Origin of the sequence: Methanobrevibacter sp., from assembly GCF_015062935.1 — an archaeon.
GTDB lineage: Archaea > Methanobacteriota > Methanobacteria > Methanobacteriales > Methanobacteriaceae > Methanocatella.
In genome coordinates, this window is sequence record NZ_SUTM01000008.1 from 30,324 (window position 1) to 48,633 (window position 18,310).

Annotated in this window: 19 protein-coding genes and 2 tRNA genes; 3 read left to right on the forward strand and 18 right to left on the reverse strand. The window is 33.8% G+C overall.

Annotated features, from left to right (window positions below):
- Window positions 1-388: 388 nt before the first annotated feature.
- The 11 genes from E7Z81_RS05050 to E7Z81_RS05100 form a co-directional block, all read right to left on the reverse strand.
- Window positions 389-1,735 carry a hypothetical protein gene (locus E7Z81_RS05050; RefSeq protein WP_292744968.1) on the reverse strand — a complete coding sequence of 449 codons (1,347 nt, stop codon included), beginning with the start codon at window positions 1,733-1,735 and terminating at the stop codon, window positions 389-391.
- Between the two features lie 230 nt (window positions 1,736-1,965).
- Window positions 1,966-3,015, reverse strand: a complete 1,050-nt coding sequence (gene asd / locus E7Z81_RS05055) for an aspartate-semialdehyde dehydrogenase (RefSeq protein ID WP_292744970.1) — start codon at window positions 3,013-3,015, stop codon at window positions 1,966-1,968.
- A gap of 8 nt (window positions 3,016-3,023) precedes the next feature.
- Window positions 3,024-3,845, reverse strand: coding sequence for a 4-hydroxy-tetrahydrodipicolinate reductase (gene dapB / locus E7Z81_RS05060; RefSeq protein WP_292744972.1), 822 nt, complete (start codon window positions 3,843-3,845; stop codon window positions 3,024-3,026).
- Window positions 3,846-3,857: 12 nt separating this feature from the next.
- Window positions 3,858-4,751, reverse strand: a complete 894-nt coding sequence (gene dapA, locus E7Z81_RS05065; protein WP_292744974.1) for a 4-hydroxy-tetrahydrodipicolinate synthase — start codon at window positions 4,749-4,751, stop codon at window positions 3,858-3,860.
- Complete coding sequence (locus tag E7Z81_RS05070; protein ID WP_292744976.1) at window positions 4,748-5,968, reverse strand: aspartate kinase; 1,221 nt, start codon at window positions 5,966-5,968, stop codon at window positions 4,748-4,750. Before E7Z81_RS05070 ends, dapA begins: the two co-directional genes overlap by 4 nt.
- 210 nt (window positions 5,969-6,178) lie before the next feature.
- Window positions 6,179-6,376, reverse strand: coding sequence for a 30S ribosomal protein S17e (locus E7Z81_RS05075; RefSeq protein WP_287411096.1), 198 nt, complete (start codon window positions 6,374-6,376; stop codon window positions 6,179-6,181).
- Window positions 6,376-6,705, reverse strand: coding sequence for a chorismate mutase (locus tag E7Z81_RS05080; RefSeq protein ID WP_292744980.1), 330 nt, complete (start codon window positions 6,703-6,705; stop codon window positions 6,376-6,378). The genes E7Z81_RS05075 and E7Z81_RS05080 overlap by 1 nt, the downstream gene beginning before the upstream one ends.
- Window positions 6,706-6,830: 125 nt before the next feature.
- A complete protein-coding gene (locus E7Z81_RS05085; RefSeq protein ID WP_292744982.1) occupies window positions 6,831-7,697 on the reverse strand; it encodes a shikimate kinase in 867 nt (288 codons plus the stop codon).
- Window positions 7,697-8,779, reverse strand: a complete 1,083-nt coding sequence (locus tag E7Z81_RS05090) for a glycosyltransferase family 4 protein (protein WP_292744984.1) — start codon at window positions 8,777-8,779, stop codon at window positions 7,697-7,699. The genes E7Z81_RS05085 and E7Z81_RS05090 overlap by 1 nt, the downstream gene beginning before the upstream one ends.
- A gap of 27 nt (window positions 8,780-8,806) precedes the next feature.
- The gene (gene cbiD, locus E7Z81_RS05095) at window positions 8,807-9,883 is read right to left on the reverse strand and encodes a cobalt-precorrin-5B (C(1))-methyltransferase CbiD (protein ID WP_292744986.1); all 1,077 of its coding nucleotides are present in this window, start codon (window positions 9,881-9,883) and stop codon (window positions 8,807-8,809) included.
- A 32-nt stretch (window positions 9,884-9,915) separates the two neighbouring features.
- Window positions 9,916-10,179, reverse strand: a complete 264-nt coding sequence (locus tag E7Z81_RS05100) for a thioredoxin family protein (protein WP_292744988.1) — start codon at window positions 10,177-10,179, stop codon at window positions 9,916-9,918.
- 121 nt (window positions 10,180-10,300) lie between these two features.
- Here E7Z81_RS05100 and E7Z81_RS05105 point away from each other — a divergent pair, with 121 nt between their 5' ends.
- Window positions 10,301-12,379, forward strand: coding sequence for a DEAD/DEAH box helicase (locus E7Z81_RS05105; protein WP_292744990.1), 2,079 nt, complete (start codon window positions 10,301-10,303; stop codon window positions 12,377-12,379).
- 45 nt (window positions 12,380-12,424) lie between these two features.
- Here E7Z81_RS05105 and E7Z81_RS05110 read toward each other — a convergent pair whose 3' ends face one another.
- Together E7Z81_RS05110 and E7Z81_RS05115 are read right to left on the reverse strand one after the other, a co-directional pair.
- Entirely contained in the window at window positions 12,425-12,724 is a 300-nt protein-coding gene (locus E7Z81_RS05110; RefSeq protein WP_292744992.1) for a DUF2098 domain-containing protein, read from the reverse strand.
- 16 nt (window positions 12,725-12,740) lie between these two features.
- Window positions 12,741-13,016 carry a PRC-barrel domain-containing protein gene (locus E7Z81_RS05115; protein WP_292744994.1) on the reverse strand — a complete coding sequence of 92 codons (276 nt, stop codon included), beginning with the start codon at window positions 13,014-13,016 and terminating at the stop codon, window positions 12,741-12,743.
- Between the two features lie 104 nt (window positions 13,017-13,120).
- Between E7Z81_RS05115 and E7Z81_RS05120 the strand changes: the two genes are divergently transcribed.
- Both E7Z81_RS05120 and deoC read left to right on the forward strand, forming a co-directional pair.
- Complete coding sequence (locus E7Z81_RS05120) at window positions 13,121-14,785, forward strand: tRNA uridine(34) 5-carboxymethylaminomethyl modification radical SAM/GNAT enzyme Elp3 (protein ID WP_292744996.1); 1,665 nt, start codon at window positions 13,121-13,123, stop codon at window positions 14,783-14,785.
- Between the two features lie 53 nt (window positions 14,786-14,838).
- Window positions 14,839-15,576: a deoxyribose-phosphate aldolase gene (gene deoC, locus E7Z81_RS05125; protein WP_292744998.1), complete on the forward strand. Its 738-nt coding sequence runs from the start codon at window positions 14,839-14,841 to the stop codon at window positions 15,574-15,576.
- Window positions 15,577-15,677: 101 nt separating this feature from the next.
- Here deoC and E7Z81_RS05130 read toward each other — a convergent pair.
- From E7Z81_RS05130 to E7Z81_RS05150, 5 genes are all read right to left on the reverse strand, one after another.
- Window positions 15,678-15,750 (reverse strand) — tRNA-Phe (locus E7Z81_RS05130).
- Between the two features lie 3 nt (window positions 15,751-15,753).
- Window positions 15,754-15,825, reverse strand: a tRNA-Val gene (locus E7Z81_RS05135).
- Window positions 15,826-15,979: 154 nt separating this feature from the next.
- Window positions 15,980-16,180 (reverse strand): histone family protein, encoded by a 201-nt coding sequence (locus E7Z81_RS05140; protein ID WP_042691314.1) that lies wholly within the window; start codon window positions 16,178-16,180, stop codon window positions 15,980-15,982.
- Window positions 16,181-16,378: 198 nt separating this feature from the next.
- Window positions 16,379-17,659, reverse strand: a complete 1,281-nt coding sequence (locus E7Z81_RS05145; protein ID WP_292745000.1) for a tRNA (N(6)-L-threonylcarbamoyladenosine(37)-C(2))-methylthiotransferase — start codon at window positions 17,657-17,659, stop codon at window positions 16,379-16,381.
- Window positions 17,643-18,287: an HVO_0476 family zinc finger protein gene (locus E7Z81_RS05150; RefSeq protein WP_292745002.1), complete on the reverse strand. Its 645-nt coding sequence runs from the start codon at window positions 18,285-18,287 to the stop codon at window positions 17,643-17,645. The genes E7Z81_RS05145 and E7Z81_RS05150 overlap by 17 nt, the downstream gene beginning before the upstream one ends.
- Window positions 18,288-18,310: the final 23 nt, after the last annotated feature.

The following is an 18,310-nucleotide window of genomic DNA, read 5'->3' on the forward strand; positions in this document are numbered from 1 at the left end:
TAGATCAGTTTATATTATCAACATGAAAAATAAATTAGTTATAGTGTTGACTAAACCTTTCTACATAATACATGAGTTTAAGGTTATATAAATACTTTATGGTATAAAGTAAATAAAAGTAAGAAAAAGATGTAGCAGAAAATGCCATGCAATTGAAGTAAGCGAATACTTGAAGAAAGACCAAATAATATTGACATTAACATTACATCACATCAAAATAATGTAAGGTCTCTTTAAAAAAATAGAATGTTAATGTAAACCAACATCAAAGGAAATTGCAAATATAGATAACACAATGAAAAAATGAAATCTTTAAAAAAATAAGAAAAAAGTGAGAAAAAATCTCATAGCAAACTTAGAAATCCAACCCCAATTAAAGGAATTCTAATTATCTACGTTGTTGTTTTTTCTCTAATCTGAAAGGAGGAGTCCTTTCAATTGTATCATAAGCTTCTTGTTCTTCTTGAAGTTCATTGAAGAAAGTATTGATTTCTTCTAACCTTTTGATTTTATCATTTTTCCTATTTAACTCATTTTGAAGGTTAATGTAATCTTCACGAGGAATTGTTTGCTGTTTCAGATATTTAAGCTCACTTTCTTTTGAGTTTAATTCATTTTGCAATTGAGATTGTACAGAAATGAATTCTTCACGAGGAACAGTTTGCTCTTTTAAGTATCTTAACTCATTGTTTTTAGCTGCAAGTTCGGTTTCAAATTTATTTTGAACGGAAACAAATTCTTCACGTGGAACAGTTTGTTGTTTTAAATGCTCAATTTGACTATTTCTTGAAGCCAATTCGTTTTCCAATTTAGTTTGAACAGAAACAAATTCTTCACGAGGAACAGTTTGCTCTTTTAAATATTCAATTTGATTATCTTTTGATGCCAATTCATTTTCAAGATTATTTTGAAGATTGAGATACTCATCTTTAGGAATTGTATTTTGCTTAAGGACATTGAGTTGATTATCTAATTTAGAAATCTCGGATTCAAACTGGGATTGAAGATCAACATAATCTTTTTTAGGGATAGTTTCTTCTTTTAAATTAGTAATTTCATCATTCAATTCGTTCATCTTGGAATTGAATTGGTCTTGTAAATCCAAATACTCTTGTTTAGGAATAGTCTGTTCTTTTAATATATCAAGCTGATCATCTCTTTTGGAGATTTCACTATCTTTAAAAACAAGTTCGCTGTTTTTGAGTTCAAGTTCTTTTTCAAGCTCCATAATCTGAGTTTTAGACTCAACATTATTTTCCAGTTTGATGACTTTAATCTTATATTCATCAATGGTTCTTGAAAGAGAATTAATTTGAGCTTCTTTTTCAGCTACGCTTTTGAAGGATTCGTTCAATCTTTCATTGACATCAGCCAGTTCTTTTTTCTTGTAATCTCTTAACTGTTCAGCAAAATATTCCTTAATTTCATCAAGAGAATTGTTTACATAATCCAGCTCGTAAATCCTATCTTCCTGATTCTTAATCAGACTGTCCTTCTCTTCAAGTTGTTTTTTCAAAAGATTTATTTCATCTTCTGCTTTGAATTTAATTACAGAAACTTCTTTTTCTTTTTCTACAATATCTTTTTCGAGTTCTTTTATCCTTTGTGGAGTTTTATCATTGGCTTTCTCCACTTCAAGTTCTGTTAAATCTAATTTTAACTTATTGAGCTCTAATAGGCAGGACCGAATTAAAGATTGTAGAGTATCTTTTTCAGCATCAATTCCTATTTCCATTCTATCCCTTAGTTTAAATTTTATCCCAATATCGACATATAATTCATAATTATTTATGAAATTAAAAACTTCGATATATTGTACAATATAATTCCTTGCTATAAAATATTTATTTTATACTATTTAAATTAAACCCTTACATTAATCTAAAAATGAAAATAAAAACAATAAGAAAACAGATGGAAAAAACAAAAAAAATTAAAAAAAATAGAAAAAATAAATTGATAAAATTAGAGTATTTTATCATTAATCAATTCAGCATTTAATATAGATGCTCCAGCTGCACCACGAATAGTATTATGTCCAACAAGAACATATTTAAAACTATTATCAAATACTACATCTTTTCTTAATCTACCAACAGTAACAGCCATACCGTTACCGGCATTTCTGTCCATTCTTGGCTGAGGCCTGTTGTCTTCCTCTTTGACAATTACTGGATTTTCAGGAGCTGAAAACAAATTGAGTTTTTGTGGCAATGCTTTGAAGTTTGCCATTTTACTTTTTACATCCTCAATGTCAAAGTCATCAGCCAACTCAATGAATACTGCTTCAGTATGACCATCGATAACAGGTACCCTATGACATGATGCACTTAATTTGAAATCTGCATTGACTACGTCAGTACCGTCGTAAGAACCTAACAGATAGAGGGATTCGCTTTCCATTTTTTCTTCTTCGCCACCTATGAAAGGAACGAGATTATCGACAATAGCCATTGATGGAACCCCATTATAACCTGCACCGGATACTGCCTGCATGGTTGAAACTCTAACTGCATTAACATCAAAATTATCAACAATAGGTTTTAGAGATAAAGCTAATGCAATAGTAGAACAGTTTGGATTTGTTACAATGAATCCGTCCCAGTCATTTTCCTTCTGTTGAGCATCAATCATGTCTAAGCACTCAGGGTTGACTTCTGGAATTACTAATGGAATATTTTTTTTCATCCTGTGTGCACTTGCATTACTTGCAACAACATAATCTTTTGCGAAATCCTTTTCGACTTTAGCTGCAAATTCAGTTGGAAGAGATGAAAATACAATATCCACATCATTATCCATTTTTGCAGGATCTGTTTCGACAACTTTAATGTCTTTAACTGAATCTGGCATTTCATTATCCAAATACCAGGTAGTAGCATCCTCATATCTTTTACCTGCGGAACGAGAAGATGCTGCTAATGCAGTAACTTCAAAATCTGGATGATTTTCCAATAATTGAATAAATCTTTGACCAACCATACCGGTTGCGCCCAATACTCCAACATTAACCATAATAACACCTAATCTAAACCTAAAACATCATTCATACTGCTGATAATTCCTTTTTCAGCTTCAGGAATGTATCTGATAGCTCTGATTACACCAGCTATGAATACTTCTCTTGTATGAGCCTGATGTTTAACTTCTATTCTTTCACCGTCACCGACAAACATTACTGTGTGGTCTCCTACAATGTCACCACCACGGATTGCATGAACACCAATTTCTTCAGGAGTTCTTTTGCCGACCATACCTTTTCTTCCGAAAACACCCACTTCTTCAGGGTCACGATCCAATTCTTTAGCTATAACTTCAAATGCAGTCATAGCAGTTCCGGATGGAGCGTCCTGTTTTTGATTGTGGTGTGCTTCAATAATTTCTATATCAAAATCATATAAAAGAGGAGCCAATTTCTTTAAAGTATTGAAAAATACATTAACTCCAATAGCCATATTTGTAGACATTACTGCAGGAACATTATTCTTTTTAATGTTGTCCTTGTTTGCTTTCATCTGTTCATCAGTGAAACCTGTTGTTCCGACAACAACACCTACACCACAGGAAGTAGCTACTTCAATTGCATTAACTGCAGCCGGAGCAATAGTAAAATCAACTAATACGTCAGCACCGGAGGATTTTAATGCTTCTTCCAAGTTTTCGGAGCCTACAATTTTAACACCAAGTTCGCCAATTCCAGCCTGTATACCTACATCTTTACCTTCAAGAGGAGTGTTTGGTATTTCAATAGCTGCAACTACTTCCATATCTTCTTGTTCAGTTATTTTTCTTACAATACCAGAGCCCATTCTTCCTGCAGCTCCAGTAACTGCTACTTTAATCATAATAATACCTACTTAAATTAAATTAGAATCTTTTAATGCTTTTTTAAGAATTTCCAAATTGTCTTCTTTCATTTCGCATAACGGTTGTCTGAATGGTCCTGCAGGAAGTCCCATTAAATTCATTGCAGTTTTAACAGGAACAGGATTGCTTTCAATGAAAAGAGCTCTTATCAATTCCACCATTTCATAGTGAAGTTCCATAGCTCTTGTAAAATCATCATTTAAGACACTGTTAACCATTAATGACATTCTTTTTGCATCAATATTTGCTGATGCGCTGATAACACCAGTAACACCTACTGACATAAGAGGTAAAGTAAGTGAATCTTCACCGGAAAGTATATTGAAATCATCTTCAAGGCCTTCATGAGTAAGTGCTCTGTATAAATCTGAAACTTTATCAACACTACCACTAGCTTCTTTTATCGCTTCAATACCGTCGATTTTTGCCAATTCCACTGCAGTTTCAACTGCAATGTCACTGCCTGTACGTGACGGTACATTATATGCAATTAAAGGAATATCACATTTAGCTGCAATAGTTCCGTAATGGTCTACAAGTGCATGCTGTTGAGGTTTGTTGTAATATGGAGTAATCAGTAAAGCACCGTCTGCACCCGCATCAGCAGCGAATTTTGTAAGGGACAATGCCTCTGAAGTTGCATTACTTCCAGTTCCAGCAATTGCTGTAACTCTTCCATCAACTTCATCAACTAAAATATCAATTATCCTTTGATGTTCTTCATGGTTGAGGGTTGCTGATTCACCAGTGGTTCCAGCACCAACCAAACCGTCAACACCTTGGTCGATTAAATAATTAATATTTGACCTAAAACCTTCTTCATCAATCTGTTTATCATCATCGAAAGGAGTTACCATTGCAACATATGTTCCTTCAAATCTCATTCTAAAACCTCGTTAACTAATTTATGAGCTTTTTCACCATCTTTCCAATCAACAAACAATACGACTGCTGTTTGAGATGATGTAATTTCAACAATATTAATATTATTTTTCCTGAGCGGTTCTGTAATTCCTGAAATAATACCTGGAGTTTCAATAATGTCCGGACTGACTAAAGTAATCATAGCAGTGTCTCTTCCTAAAGAAAGGGAACTTAAAACATCACCGTCAACAACCAGATTATGTAAAACATGGTACGCAAGTTCTGAATCTTTTTTGCTTATGAATATAGTGATTGAATTCTGACCAGCTGAAATTCCGAAAATGTTAATGCTCTTTTGTGCAAGACAAGTAGTGATATCTGCTAAAAGTCCCACTTTTCTAAGCATCGCTTCACCTACAAGAACTATAAGTGAAATCGGTTCAGGATACATTGTAACTGATTTTAATATATCTCCTTCAAAAGGTCCGGTAATGCGTGTACCTTTTGCATTCAAATCGCCGTTATCAAAGTTAATTATTTTAGCACTTATTAATGGATCTTTATATTTTAATGCATGTGGGTGCAATACCTGTGCACCGTGAGTAGCCAAATCTCTCATTTCTTCAACACTTATTTCTTCTAATAATTCGGCTTCTTCAATTTTGTTTGGGTCAGTAGACATTACTCCATCTACATCAGTAACAATAACAACTTCATTAGCATTTAAACAATGCCCAATTAAAAATGCTGAAATATCACTTCCACCTCTTCCAAGAGTGGTGATTTCTCCGCTAGGTCCTTTTCCTAAAAATCCGCAGATTACAGGAATAATACCTTGATTAATAAGATTTTCAATACCTACAATCTTTTTGTTTGTAGTGCTGAAATCTATTTTAGCTTCAAGAGAATTTGAATCGGTCATAATTGGCCATAATTCATTATATGGATCAATGAATTCTGACTTTACACCTAAAGATTCAATAGTTGCTGAAAATACCCTAGCACTGGTTAATTCACCCATTGCCATAATTTCTGCCTTTTGCTTATCAGTTAAACCTTCACCAATTGCTTCATTGGATAAACCAATCAAGTCATCAGTAGTCTTGTTTACTGCAGAAACTACAACTACAACTGAATTACCTTTCATATATTCATTCACTACGGACTGCGCCGCTTTTTTAATTCTGGAACCATTACCTACCGAGGTTCCACCAAATTTTGCTACTATCAAATCCATTAATTTCACCTAATATTAAAATTTTCATTTTTTCAATATATTGATTTATATTTTTATCTAAACACATTAATAAACTTTAACTAAAAATTTTTTGAATAAAATATAAATTAATAATAAATAAAGTTGAATGAAAATATACAAAAATAGGAAATTTAAATACAAATATAAAATTATAAAAAAATAAGTGGTAAAAAAAATATGAAAAAAAGCTTAGTCTTGGGTTTGTTCTAACCTTACAAGCCTTGTAACATATCCTGCAATTTTATTTCTTAAATGTTTAGTACTTACAGTAGAGTATTCTTGTACTAATTTTTTATTTTCTTCAAAATCAGTGGTGAAAACTCCTTTGTGAGTTTCAATAAGTTCTTTTGCTAAACGTTTAACAAATGAAGTTCTAATATTGCCCATTAACATTCCTCCTTTAAAATTTTATTCTGCTCATTTTTATTTAAAATAGTTAGCATGTCTATTATTTGATCGATTATTTCAGTATCTAAATCGAATTCTTCGCAAAGTCCATCAATTTTTTCATGTATTGCATCTTCCCTACTTTTATCATATATAGGCATTCCCAGATATTTTTTGGAAAGAGCAATATCTTTTGCAAGAGATGTTCTTTGAGAAATTAAACTAAATAATTCATTATCAATTTCATCAATACGATTTCTTGATTTTTTGAGAAGGTCCTCAGCTTCTTGCTTGTTATTGAAAGATTTTATTTCGTTTTCACTTTTCAAAAAATCACCAAATTGATAATAATGATAATAATATAATTTATTATAATCCTAGTATATAAAGTATATGTTTATTTACAGATTTTTTTCTAAAAAATAACACAGGTTAAAAATTGTGGAATAATCCACTATAATAACTGACAACCCCTGTTATCAACACAGGTCTCTAAAACCCTGCCTTCATATTTACTCCAGGTTTCCTTAACCTCATCAATTGAATCATCACTGACAATAGCTACAAAAGATGAACCTGTTCCGGATAAACCTGAAGCCAATGCACCCGCTTCCAGTGCATCAACAGCTATTTTGGAATCGAATCCCAATGTTGCTGAATAAATTAAGCCGTTCAGATTTAAAGCTTTAAAGTAATTTTTCTGTTTTGCAAATTCAAATGCTGTTTCAACCAGAGAAGAGAGCAGTTTCATTCTGTCAGGATTGGAATCCCCTGATTTTGAATAAAAATTAGGCATATATACCAGAATAGGATGTTCCTCCATTTTTTCCTTTAAGATGAATTCCCTTTTTCTATTATCAGTTACGACAACGCCTCCAAAGTATGAAGCTGTTGCATCGTCAAAAGATCCTGTTATTGTTACACCAGCATCCAGAGATGCGTCAATAGCCATATTGATTATTTCCATATCATTTAAAGATTTTAGGTTAAACTCTTCGCTTACAATGGACGATACTGCTTTGACGATTGCATTTGATGATGCGCTGCTACTGGACAGACCAGAAGCCATTGGTAAACTTGATTTTGTTTTTAAATCAATTCCAAAATCACTATCATTAATGTCATAATGGTTAAAAACCTTTTCCACACACAGTTTCATTAATTTGTCATCAGCACCAACATCATTGGAACATGTAATTGACTCGGAGGTGGATTTTGCATCACATATTATATCCAACCCTATTCCAAAAGCTGAACCGAATCCTGTTGCAATAGCGTTTATGATTGTTGCTGAACCTGGAGATCTAACTGTTTTTTTCATTATTTAACCTCATCGTATGGAATGTCCACTTCTGAGAATTTCATTGAACGGTCCCTTGCATTTGATGCCAGAGTCAGTCTGAATTCCTCATCATTGATAACCTTATCAATTGCACCTGCAATGGATGATATCTTGTTCGGATCTACAAGCAAACCCACATCTTCAGTTATTATTTCGGTGATTCCTCCGACATTACTTCCAATTACAGGTTTTCCACATGCCAATGCTTCAATCAATACCAGACCGAAACTTTCTGAAAAGGACGGTAAAACAAGAACATCACAACTAGGAATGATATTTTCCACATCATCCCTTGAGCCTGTAAAGATTACATCCCGGATATTTTCTTCATCAACCTTCTTTTTAAGCTTTTTGTATAATGGTCCATTTCCCACTATAACCAGATAGTAATCGCTGTTTGCAATCTTTTTAGCTTCAATCAATGATTCCACATTTTTCCTTTTAATGATGTTTCCTACAAATAAAACGATTGGTTTGTCAGTCAGGTTTAATTCTTTCTTAAAAGAAGTGTTTTCATCCAATGAAAATTTATTTACATCAACAGAATTCCAGGACAGTCTAGTTTTTTGAGATATTCCATTTACCCCGGTAGCTATTATTTCATGCCTTAAGGCATTACTTACAGCAAGAACACAATCTGCCCTTTTTAGAACATTTTTAATTGTGGAACGCATTAACGGCTGTTTTTTATAAACTTCAAACATGTCAGAGCCGTGTGCAGTAACGTATGTCTTTATGCCACGGGCATTTCCAACTTCAACAGCTGCGGCTCCTGCAGGAAACAGATAATGGCCATGGATAATATCAATCTCCTCTTTATCCAGAAGATTTTCCAATGCTTTTTTAGCGTTCTTTTTAAACATCAAACCTCTGACGCCCGGAATATTAAGACCTTTAGTTCCAATTACATGAATACCATCGATGTCCTGAATATCCTTATGAGGATAAGTAATTACATAAACTTCATGACCCTGCTTGACAAGTTCTTTAGATAATGTATGTATATGAACACCAACCCCACCAACATGAGGCGGAAACTGACCAACCATAGCTATTTTCATAAAAAATTAACTCCACTAATTATAATATTATCTTTTAAAGTTATTGTTTAAATAATTTCCTTCCATGTCCACTAAAATGACATTTAAATCTAAATCAAAACGCTGCAGGCATCTTTCATGAATTGCAGAGGCAATACTGTTTGAAACCTCAAAAGAGATATTGGTTTCATTCAGAATATCCATCATGTCATCTGTTGTTTTTGAATCATATAACCTTTGCAGTGTTTGTTTATCCGCTCCGCAAAGGGCGGCATGAGTAACCATTATTTCACGCCTTCCGTCAGCAACAGCGTGTTTTGTATCGAATATTCCTCCGGCGACCTTGATTAGTTTACCCATATGTCCAAAGTAAGTGAAATTGCATATTCCTCTTTTTTCAGCTTCTTCAAACATGAACCCTACAAAATTTCCGGTTTGAATTATATTCTCTTTTGAAACGTTGAGCTTTTTTAAGGCTAATTTTTCGCCTATATTGCCCGGAACAAAAATCAGGTCATCAATTCCGGATGCAAGAGCAACATCGATTTGTGTAACCATTGAATTTTTATATGCATCACTGGACATGGACCTTGCAATTCCTGTTGTTCCAAGAACGGATATTCCTCCGACAATGCCTAATTTAGGGTTCATTGTCTTTCTGGCAATTTCTTTGCCTTCGGGAATAGAAATTGTGACTTTAGCCACCTTGCCTTCAGGAACTTTATCCTGTAAATTTTTAACAATCATACGTCTTGGCACAGGATTGATAGCATAATCTCCAACAGGAATCTGAAGACCTGGCTTTGTGATTTTTCCAACACCTTCACCGCCTGTGATAATTATATTGGACTCTTCAACAGATTTCTCAATCAGTTCAACAGTTGCAATTATCTCAAGGTTAACAGTAACGTCAGGATCATTATAAGGATTTTTATGAGCGCTGGCCTGTGCTTTAAAATTAGATAATTTCTTGCAGTCATCAATAATAATATCCAAAGTTTTTTTAGGAGTTTCGACCTTAACACATACAATGTCTTCAGAATCCAAAAGGACATCAAGTGCCGCAAGAGAACAAGCCGTAGCAATGGTTCCTGTTGTTACCCCAGTATAATTATCATTAGTCATTTTAACTAAAAAAGAATAAAAAAAGAGAGAACCTATAATTTAGATTCTAATGCAGAAATGAGCTCATCATCACTTGGTGCTCCGACAAAAGTAACTTCACCGTCAATTACAATTGTAGGTACAGCCATGATTTGATAATTGATTGCTTTTTCCCTATTTTCGTTGCTTTCATCAATTTTTAATACTTCAACATCAATAGAATCGCCTAATTTATCTTTTGCTACTTGAGCAGCATCAATTGCTGCAGGACAATGAGGACATGAGTTAGTTGAAAATACTTCTACTTTAATTGCCATTATAAAATCTCCTTATTTTTGTAAGTGATTTTATTTTAACTAATATATAATGTTTACCCACAATATTACTAACCAAATGCTCTCTGCAAATATTTATTATATATAAAAAAATAAAATTTAAATGATTAAAATGGAGTCTTTACCAACAGAAATTAAAACAATAATTAACAGCGCATATCCCTACATTAAAGATTTCAATCCTGCGCAAAAAGCAGTAATTGAATCCGGATATCTGGATGATTCATCAAATTATATTATTTGTATACCTACTGCCAGTGGAAAAACAGTATTGGGAGTTTTACCTGCTTTAAAAACAATTCTAAATGGAGGAAAAGCAGTTTATGCAGCGCCTCTTCTTTCAATACAGAACGAGAAAGTAAAAGAATTTAAAGCATTTGAAGAACACGGAATCAAAGTGGGCAAACATCCTTCCAGTGCAGATTTATCAGTGATGGTTTTTGAATCATTTGATGCACTAACACGTTTTTCATGGGACAATTTGCGCGATGTAGATACCTTAATCATAGATGAGTTTCATATGATCGGCGAGTTTACACGTGGACCAACACTTGAAGCGGCAATAACACGTGCAAAAATCATAAACCCGTCAATGAGAATAATTGCCCTTTCTGCAACCTTAAGAAATATAGAGGAAATTGAAGGATGGCTTGAAGGAACCTGCGTAGAACATGACTACAGACCTGTGCCATTGAATAAGGAAGTGCTAGACGCTGAAATGTTCAATACCAAAAATAAAAATGATGTTATTGTAAAAGTAATCGAAAAGGCAATAAAAGACAAATCACAAGCATTGGCATTTGTATCCACAAGAAGATTTACCGAAAGTCTGGCGACTTACGTTTCAGGCAAAATCAATAAAAAAATCAATGTGGAACAAAGAAAAAGATTCAAGGAAGTTGCTGAGAAGCTTCTAGAAGTTCCTAAAAAGAAGGGGTCACTTCCAACAACAACCTGTGTTAAACTGGCCGAAGCGGCTGAAAAAGGGGTTGCATTCCACCATGCAGGATTATTCAATGAACAGAAAGAAATCATTGAAGATGAATTCAGAAAAGGAAATATCCTGATGATTACCGCAACACCAAGCTTAATGTACGGTGTAAATTTACCGTCAAAAACTGTTGTAATCAGAGACCATACACGCTGGACAAGCAATGGTCCTCAACCGATTCCTGTTTTTGATTATGAACAGATGTCAGGAAGAGCCGGAAGACCACAATATGATGATGTAGGATATTCATATCTCGTTGCCAAAACCATGGATGAAGCTCAAAACCTGCAGGAATATTATGTTGAGGGTGAAATCGAGCTTACCAATTCCAAATTAATCGACAATAAAGACGCAATTTATAGACAGATCATAGCGCAGATTGCATCCACACTTTCAAAAGATTTAGAAGATTTAACTGACTTTTTTGGAAAAACACTCTACGGATACCAAATGAGCAACAACCCGTCAATGGCATTGTTTGCAGAGGACAGCTTAAGATTTGAACTTGAAAGTGCACTGGAATTCCTACTCCACAATGGAATAATCAGAGCAACACCTGAAGGTCTTAAGACTACTGATTTCGGTAATCTAATAGCTAAATCCAATTACTCCGTTGAAACAGCAGTGAAAATCAAAGAGTACATTTCAACAATGAACGAAATGAATACTGAAGAATTTATATATGCACTGTCTGAAACTCCTGATTTGCCTTTAATATCATTTAAAGGAAGGAAATCAAAAGATCCTGTCAGGGACAAGTTGTCAGAAGTCGGATTATTTGCAGTGGATATTGGTAATCCTGAAGCTACAACCGTTTCACTTATTGAATGGGTCAATGAGAGAAACGAATATGAAATTGAAAACAAGTATAATGTCTATTCCGCTTCAACAAGGCGTTCAGCTTATGAAGCATCCAGACTCGTGAGATTTGCCAAAAATACTTCCGAAGTGTTGGGAAACTATTCCAACCTCAGGGACTTTGACATATTGTCTGCAAGACTGTATTATGGTGTTAAAAATGACATTATCCCATTGGTTGTAGGTGTTAAAAGGTTAGGTAGAAAAAGAGCCAGAAACATTGTCAAAATTTTCGGCAATGATTTAAGTGGAGTTTCTGAAAAAGAGCTGCAGCAAATCGAAGGAATAGGGCCTAAACTTGCTGAAAAAATAAGATTATTTGTAGAAAACTAGTGTTTCAAATTATACAAAACTAAAAATAAAAAAACGGAGGTGAAATTAACCTCCTCCTTCAGCAACACTAGAATCCATTTCCATGTTTTCTAACCTTGCTGCTTTTTCTTTTAATGCCTCAATATCCAATTCATCATCGCCATCATCATAAGTTCTTTTCTTTAAATCCTTTTCATCAAGCAATTCGACTAGATTTGAGCGATACCACAGATTTGTCTTATCGATTTTGACCCAATCAACACCATTATTGGTTTTAATATCTAAAACCTTACCGATTGTGCCTGTATCGACATATCTTACATGTGAATCAAGAGTAATCTCTTTTTCTCTTGCATCAAAAGCCATGAATATTACCTTTTAATTATTCTTCGTCGTCTTCAACTTCAATAGTAGCTTCAACTGTTTCTTCTTCTACTTCTTTAGGGATTTCTTTGTTTAAGATAACGTATGCACCGATAGTAGCAACGTCTTCGAATAAAATGCCAATTTCATCTTTAGAGAAGAGATTTTTTTGTAAAGTTAAAGTAAGACCGGTGATTGCACCAGATTCTGGGTCGAAATCAACGTCATCAACTTTTCCTACTTCATATGCGTTTTTATCTAATACAGTACAACCTAATAATTCTTTTACTTTCATTTTTTCACCTTCTAAAAAAGTTATCTATATTTATAAATATAAATCATTAAGTATTTAAATAAAACCTATATATAAAATTAACTATTAAATCAGGTAGTGAAAAAATGGAAAATGCATGTCGGATAATTATAAATGACATTTTAGATGGAAAAATATCTACTCGACGGGAACTTGAAGTTGAAAAAAGACAGCTTTGTCGTGATTTAAAACTTTCAAAGTTCATGAGCAATGCAGATATTCTAAGATATGCAAAACCCGAAGAAAAAGAACTTGTTTCAGGAATTTTAAAGAAAAAACCTACAAGGACAATGTCCGGAGTTGCAATTGTTGCCGTGATGTGCCATCCGCATAAATGCCCTCATGGAAGATGCCTATACTGTCCTGAAAGCGATATCGCTCCTCCAAGCTATACCGGAGAGGAGCCTGCGGCACTTAGAGGCAGAATGTATGAATTTCATCCATATGTCCAATGCTTCAACAGACTGAAACAGTTAAAGCAAATCGGACATCCTATCGATAAGGTGGAGCTAATAATAATGGGCGGAACATTCCCTTCAAGAGATTTATGTTATCAGGAATGGTTCGTTTCACAATGCCTGAAGGCAATGACTGATTTCGGATTAATAATTGAAAATAAACCAACTAATTTTGAGTATAATCTTGATCATGATGAAATAAGAGGCTTTGAAAATGGAGTGCTGAAAGCATATCCTCCAAATGATTATGTCCTGATAAGCGATGTTCAAAAGGCAAATGAAAATTCCAAGGTAAGATGTGTTGGAATGACATTTGAAACAAGACCGGATTACTGTAAAAAAGACCACATCAATAGAATGCTGGACTTTGGAGTAACACGAGTTGAACTGGGAGTTCAAACATTGTCCGATGAACTGTACAGGAAAATTAAAAGGGGACATACAATAGCTGACGTTATTGAATCCAATCAGCTCTTAAGAGATTCCGCCATAAAGGTGGCCATGCATATGATGCCGGGATTATTCGCCGATGAAAAACAGGACTTGAAAATGTTTAAAAAGCTGTTTAGCGATGATAACTTCAAACCTGACATGCTTAAAATTTACCCATGCCTTGTAACAAAAGGCAGCGAATTATATGACATGTGGATTAACGGAGAATACGAACCGTACAGTGATGAGGAAGCTGTGGAATTAATAGCTAAAGTTAAGGAAATTCTTCCGAAATGGGTTAGAACCATGAGAATTCAAAGAGATATCCCTTCAACACTGATTGAAGCGGGCGTTAAAAAATCCAATTTGGGGGAACTCGTCTACAATAAACTGGAAGAAAAGCATGTCAACTGCAAATGTATCAGATGCCGTGAAATAGGTCATAAGAAAACTTCAAGGGAATATGAATTAAACGATTTTGAGCTTTTCAACGAGAAATACAATGCATGCAACGGTGAAGAAAATTTCATTTCATTTGAAGACGTCAATGAGGAAAGTATTGCTGGATTTTTAAGATTGCGTTTTCCTTCAAAAGATCATTTCCGCCAGGAAATTACAGACAAGACATCTCTTGTTAGGGAATTGCATGTTTATGGAAACATGATAAAAATAGGAGATAAAAACCCGACTATTGGCCAGCACACAGGATTTGGCGAAAAACTCCTTAAAGAAGCTGAAAATTTATCCATAGATAAAGGATACGAGGAAATGGCTATAATAAGTGGAATCGGTTCAAGAAACTATTATCGTAAATTCGGATATGAAAAAGTTGGACCGTACATGATTAAAAAAATAGCATGATAATATTTAAATACTTATTCGTATAAATACTAACTAATTAAGAGAGTGGTAATATGGTAATATATAATATAAAAAATTCAAAGGAATTAGCTAGTTACATTAACTATACTAATTTAAACAACATGATAACTGAAAAGGAAATGACTGAATTTCTTGAAAAAGCAAAGGAATTAAATTTCAATTCCGTAGTTATCTCTCCAACATACGTGCCATTAGCAAAAGAAATTTTAAAAGATACAAATATTAAAGTAGGCAGCGTAATCGGATTCCCATTAGGTTTTGAAGACAGTGAAAGTAAAATTGCAAATGCCAAAACCTTAATTGACAAAGGAGTCGATGAACTTGAAGTAGTTTTAAATTTAAGCTATTTAAAAGATGAAAAATACGAATTACTTGAAAATGAAATTAAAGCCATAAAAGAAGTTGTTGGAGATAAAATATTAAAAGTGATTATTGAAACCAAAGCACTGGAAGATTATGAAAAAGCAAATGCCGCAAAATTAGCGGAAAAATGTGGTGCTCAGGTTGTAAAGACTGCAACAGGATTCGTATCACCAAACCACATCTATGAAAATGTAAATGATATAAATATCTTTTTAAAACATGCTCCAAAAATCAAAATTGAAATTTACGGCGGCATTAACGAATACAAATTCGCTAACCAGATTTTAACTGCAGGAGCAGATAAAATCGGAAGTGACATGGGTTATGAAATAGTTAAAAGATATAAAGACTTAAGAGAAAACACCCAAGTAACACCAAAACCAATCACATTGACAAAAAAAGATTGAATGGACCCTCCATTTAATCTAAATACTCTTTTTTTAAAAAAAAATTACGCTAAAATTAGCAAGAGTAATGAAAAAAAATAATTAAAAATAGTAAGAAAGAATGCCATGTGCCGGACTTGAACCAGCGACATCTAGATCTTCAGTCTAGCGTTCTCCCATCTGAACTAACATGGCATATGGACCGAACGAGATTCGAACTCGTGATCTCCTCCACGTCAAAGAGGAATCATACCCCTAGACCACCGGTCCTATACAACATTATAATATTTAAAACAAGTAATATATAAACTTTACTAAATTATATAGAACAAGTAGTGGAAATAAAAATAAAAAAAATTGACCAAAGAAATGGCCAATAGATTTTATTCTTAAAAGCTTTTTTGAAAATAAACAATTAGTAAATCTATTTGATTGCTAATTTGATATCTTCAGCTTTTACAGTTTTTCTACCAGCGTGGCGTGCGAAATTTACAGCTTTTTGTGCGATTTCGTCACCTTTTTCTTCTAATGCTTCAGCTAATGCAATTTTTGCATCGTCACTAATTCTTTGTGCGCCAGCATTTTTTAAGATACGACCGACTGGTGCGATTGGTAATTCACTCATTATTACACCTCCAATTAAAAGATAGTATAAAATAGTATATAAAGGTATCGGTAAAAATGATTAATAATCGTCCATATTATAGTACATCAACTATTTTTATATGCTTTTCAAATTCAAATAATAATATACATATTAAAAAAAATTAAAGCAAAAAAATAGGTGAAAATATAAAAAAAAGATATAATATAAAATTAAAAATTATTCCATCAACAATTCACTTTTAAGGTATGTTGCAGTTGCATCGGTGATTTTAACCTTAACAAAAGAACCTAATTCCACATCATGAACAATCACTGGAATATAGTTATCAGTTTTTGCAATAAAACCGCCTTTAGAACCTTTTTCAACAACCAGCACATTTTGAACTGTTCCAACTAACTGTAAATTTTCTTCAGCAGTTATTTCAGATTTAATTTCAGATAAAAATTTTGATCTTTTCTTCATGACCGGGCGAGGAATCTCTTCAAGAGATGATGAGATTGCACCTTTCCTGTGCTGATACTTTGACAAATGTATCAGGCTAGGTTTTATATTTTCAAGCAATTCTACAGTCAAGTCAAAATCTTCATCGGTTTCTGTCGGATAACCTACAATGATGTCAACAGCCAATGTGATATCGGGAATCTCCTTTTTGAATTTGGAGATGATGTCCAAATACTGAGCTATAGTATGACCCCTTCTCATATCTGAGAGAACTTTATCACTGCCTGATTGTATCGGTAAATGTATAAAATCATATACATTCGGATGTTTAATTGCATCGATAATTTCATCAACATCATTTAAAATATTTTTAGGGTGCATCATTCCAACACGAACTTTGAAATCTCCTTCCAAATTAGCCACTTCTTTAATTAAATCAGATAGTTTTTCACCACTATCTCTACCAAAAGCGGCAGTGTCCTGTGCGGTAAGTTGAATTTCACATGCCCCCTTTTCAATAGCTGCCTTCGCTTCCTGGACAATATCAGAAATAGGATAACTGTTTAATGGACCTCTTGCAAAACGAGTACAGCAAAAAGTGCATGCGCCCAGACAACCTTCACAAATTTGAATTATATGAATCAAACCGTCATCAACAGATTTAGGAACACCGACTTTGCTTTCCTTTGAAAATCCGCTTTCCCTAATAATTTCGCCACAGTAAGTGGCATTTACCACATCTGCAGCCTTATTCAATTGATGAGGGCCAATCCATGAACAGTTAGGCCCGATTTTTTCCAGCTTCTCAGGATCGATTTCAACCATACATCCCCCGACAATGATTTTCTTATCTGGAAATTGTTTTTGCAGCTGCTGGATTTTATAGACAACCTTATTTTCAGTAGGCAACTTAACGTAACAAGTGTTTACAATGATTACATCCGCTTCATCGATACTGTCGACAATATCGATTTGGTTTTCCTCCAACACACCTGCAATAATCTGGGAATCCGCCTGATTGAAAGTGCATCCGTAAGTTTCAATAAATACCTTCATGTTTTTTCCTTTTATGTTTTTTGAAAATATCTTTAGTTAAATCATAGTCGTAATTATTAAATTTGACAGGTTTGGAATACACCCTCTTGATTACATTAGCTCTGGCAAATCCAGAAGTGAGTTTCCTGTCCTGAGTTTTAATGACATGAACTTTAACTATATGTTTATCAATTTTTACAATATCTCCAGGAGCTATTTCAAAATCCCTTTCCAAATCCACTTTATAGGAGTCAACTTCACCATGCAAATCTACAGAAAATCCGATACGTGCCGGAATTTCAATTGAAGAAGCCCAAATGGTATCAACATCTTCAAGTTTTGCCTTGTTTACTCTCTTGTCTTTAATTTCAATACTGGTTACTTCAACCTGACCCAATTCTGAAAGTAAAACATCACCTGTTTTCAGCTCATCACTTGGTGAGAGGTCAATTGTAGTTTTATGAGATTTATCCTGCTCGGAAATAATTAATCTGTAAGGCCTTGGTTTTTTTAAGGAAATGATGTCCTTAAAAACATGACCGCAATCTTCACATTTCAATAAATATTCTTCCATTAGCTTTTTCTTTGATGATTTCTGTTTCGAGTTTAAAATTTCTATTTCATCACTACCGCAAATTGGACAGTCCATTTTAATCCCTCTTAAACAATAAT

Coding starts and splice junctions, on each gene's coding strand:
- E7Z81_RS05050 (WP_292744968.1), bottom strand. CDS start 1,735: ATGGAAATAGGAATTGATGCTGAAAAAGATACTCTACAATCTTTAATT.
- asd (WP_292744970.1), bottom strand. CDS start 3,015: ATGGTTAATGTTGGAGTATTGGGCGCAACCGGTATGGTTGGTCAAAGA.
- dapB (WP_292744972.1), bottom strand. CDS start 3,845: ATGATTAAAGTAGCAGTTACTGGAGCTGCAGGAAGAATGGGCTCTGGT.
- dapA (WP_292744974.1), bottom strand. CDS start 4,751: ATGAGATTTGAAGGAACATATGTTGCAATGGTAACTCCTTTCGATGAT.
- E7Z81_RS05070 (WP_292744976.1), bottom strand. CDS start 5,968: ATGGATTTGATAGTAGCAAAATTTGGTGGAACCTCGGTAGGTAATGGT.
- E7Z81_RS05075 (WP_287411096.1), bottom strand. CDS start 6,376: ATGGGCAATATTAGAACTTCATTTGTTAAACGTTTAGCAAAAGAACTT.
- E7Z81_RS05085 (WP_292744982.1), bottom strand. CDS start 7,697: ATGAAAAAAACAGTTAGATCTCCAGGTTCAGCAACAATCATAAACGCT.
- E7Z81_RS05090 (WP_292744984.1), bottom strand. CDS start 8,779: ATGAAAATAGCTATGGTTGGTCAGTTTCCGCCTCATGTTGGTGGGGTT.
- cbiD (WP_292744986.1), bottom strand. CDS start 9,883: ATGACTAATGATAATTATACTGGGGTAACAACAGGAACCATTGCTACG.
- E7Z81_RS05100 (WP_292744988.1), bottom strand. CDS start 10,179: ATGGCAATTAAAGTAGAAGTATTTTCAACTAACTCATGTCCTCATTGT.
- E7Z81_RS05105 (WP_292744990.1), top strand. CDS start 10,301: ATGATTAAAATGGAGTCTTTACCAACAGAAATTAAAACAATAATTAAC.
- E7Z81_RS05110 (WP_292744992.1), bottom strand. CDS start 12,724: ATGGCTTTTGATGCAAGAGAAAAAGAGATTACTCTTGATTCACATGTA.
- E7Z81_RS05115 (WP_292744994.1), bottom strand. CDS start 13,016: ATGAAAGTAAAAGAATTATTAGGTTGTACTGTATTAGATAAAAACGCA.
- E7Z81_RS05120 (WP_292744996.1), top strand. CDS start 13,121: ATGGAAAATGCATGTCGGATAATTATAAATGACATTTTAGATGGAAAA.
- deoC (WP_292744998.1), top strand. CDS start 14,839: ATGGTAATATATAATATAAAAAATTCAAAGGAATTAGCTAGTTACATT.
- E7Z81_RS05140 (WP_042691314.1), bottom strand. CDS start 16,180: ATGAGTGAATTACCAATCGCACCAGTCGGTCGTATCTTAAAAAATGCT.
- E7Z81_RS05145 (WP_292745000.1), bottom strand. CDS start 17,659: ATGAAGGTATTTATTGAAACTTACGGATGCACTTTCAATCAGGCGGAT.
- E7Z81_RS05150 (WP_292745002.1), bottom strand. CDS start 18,287: ATGGACTGTCCAATTTGCGGTAGTGATGAAATAGAAATTTTAAACTCG.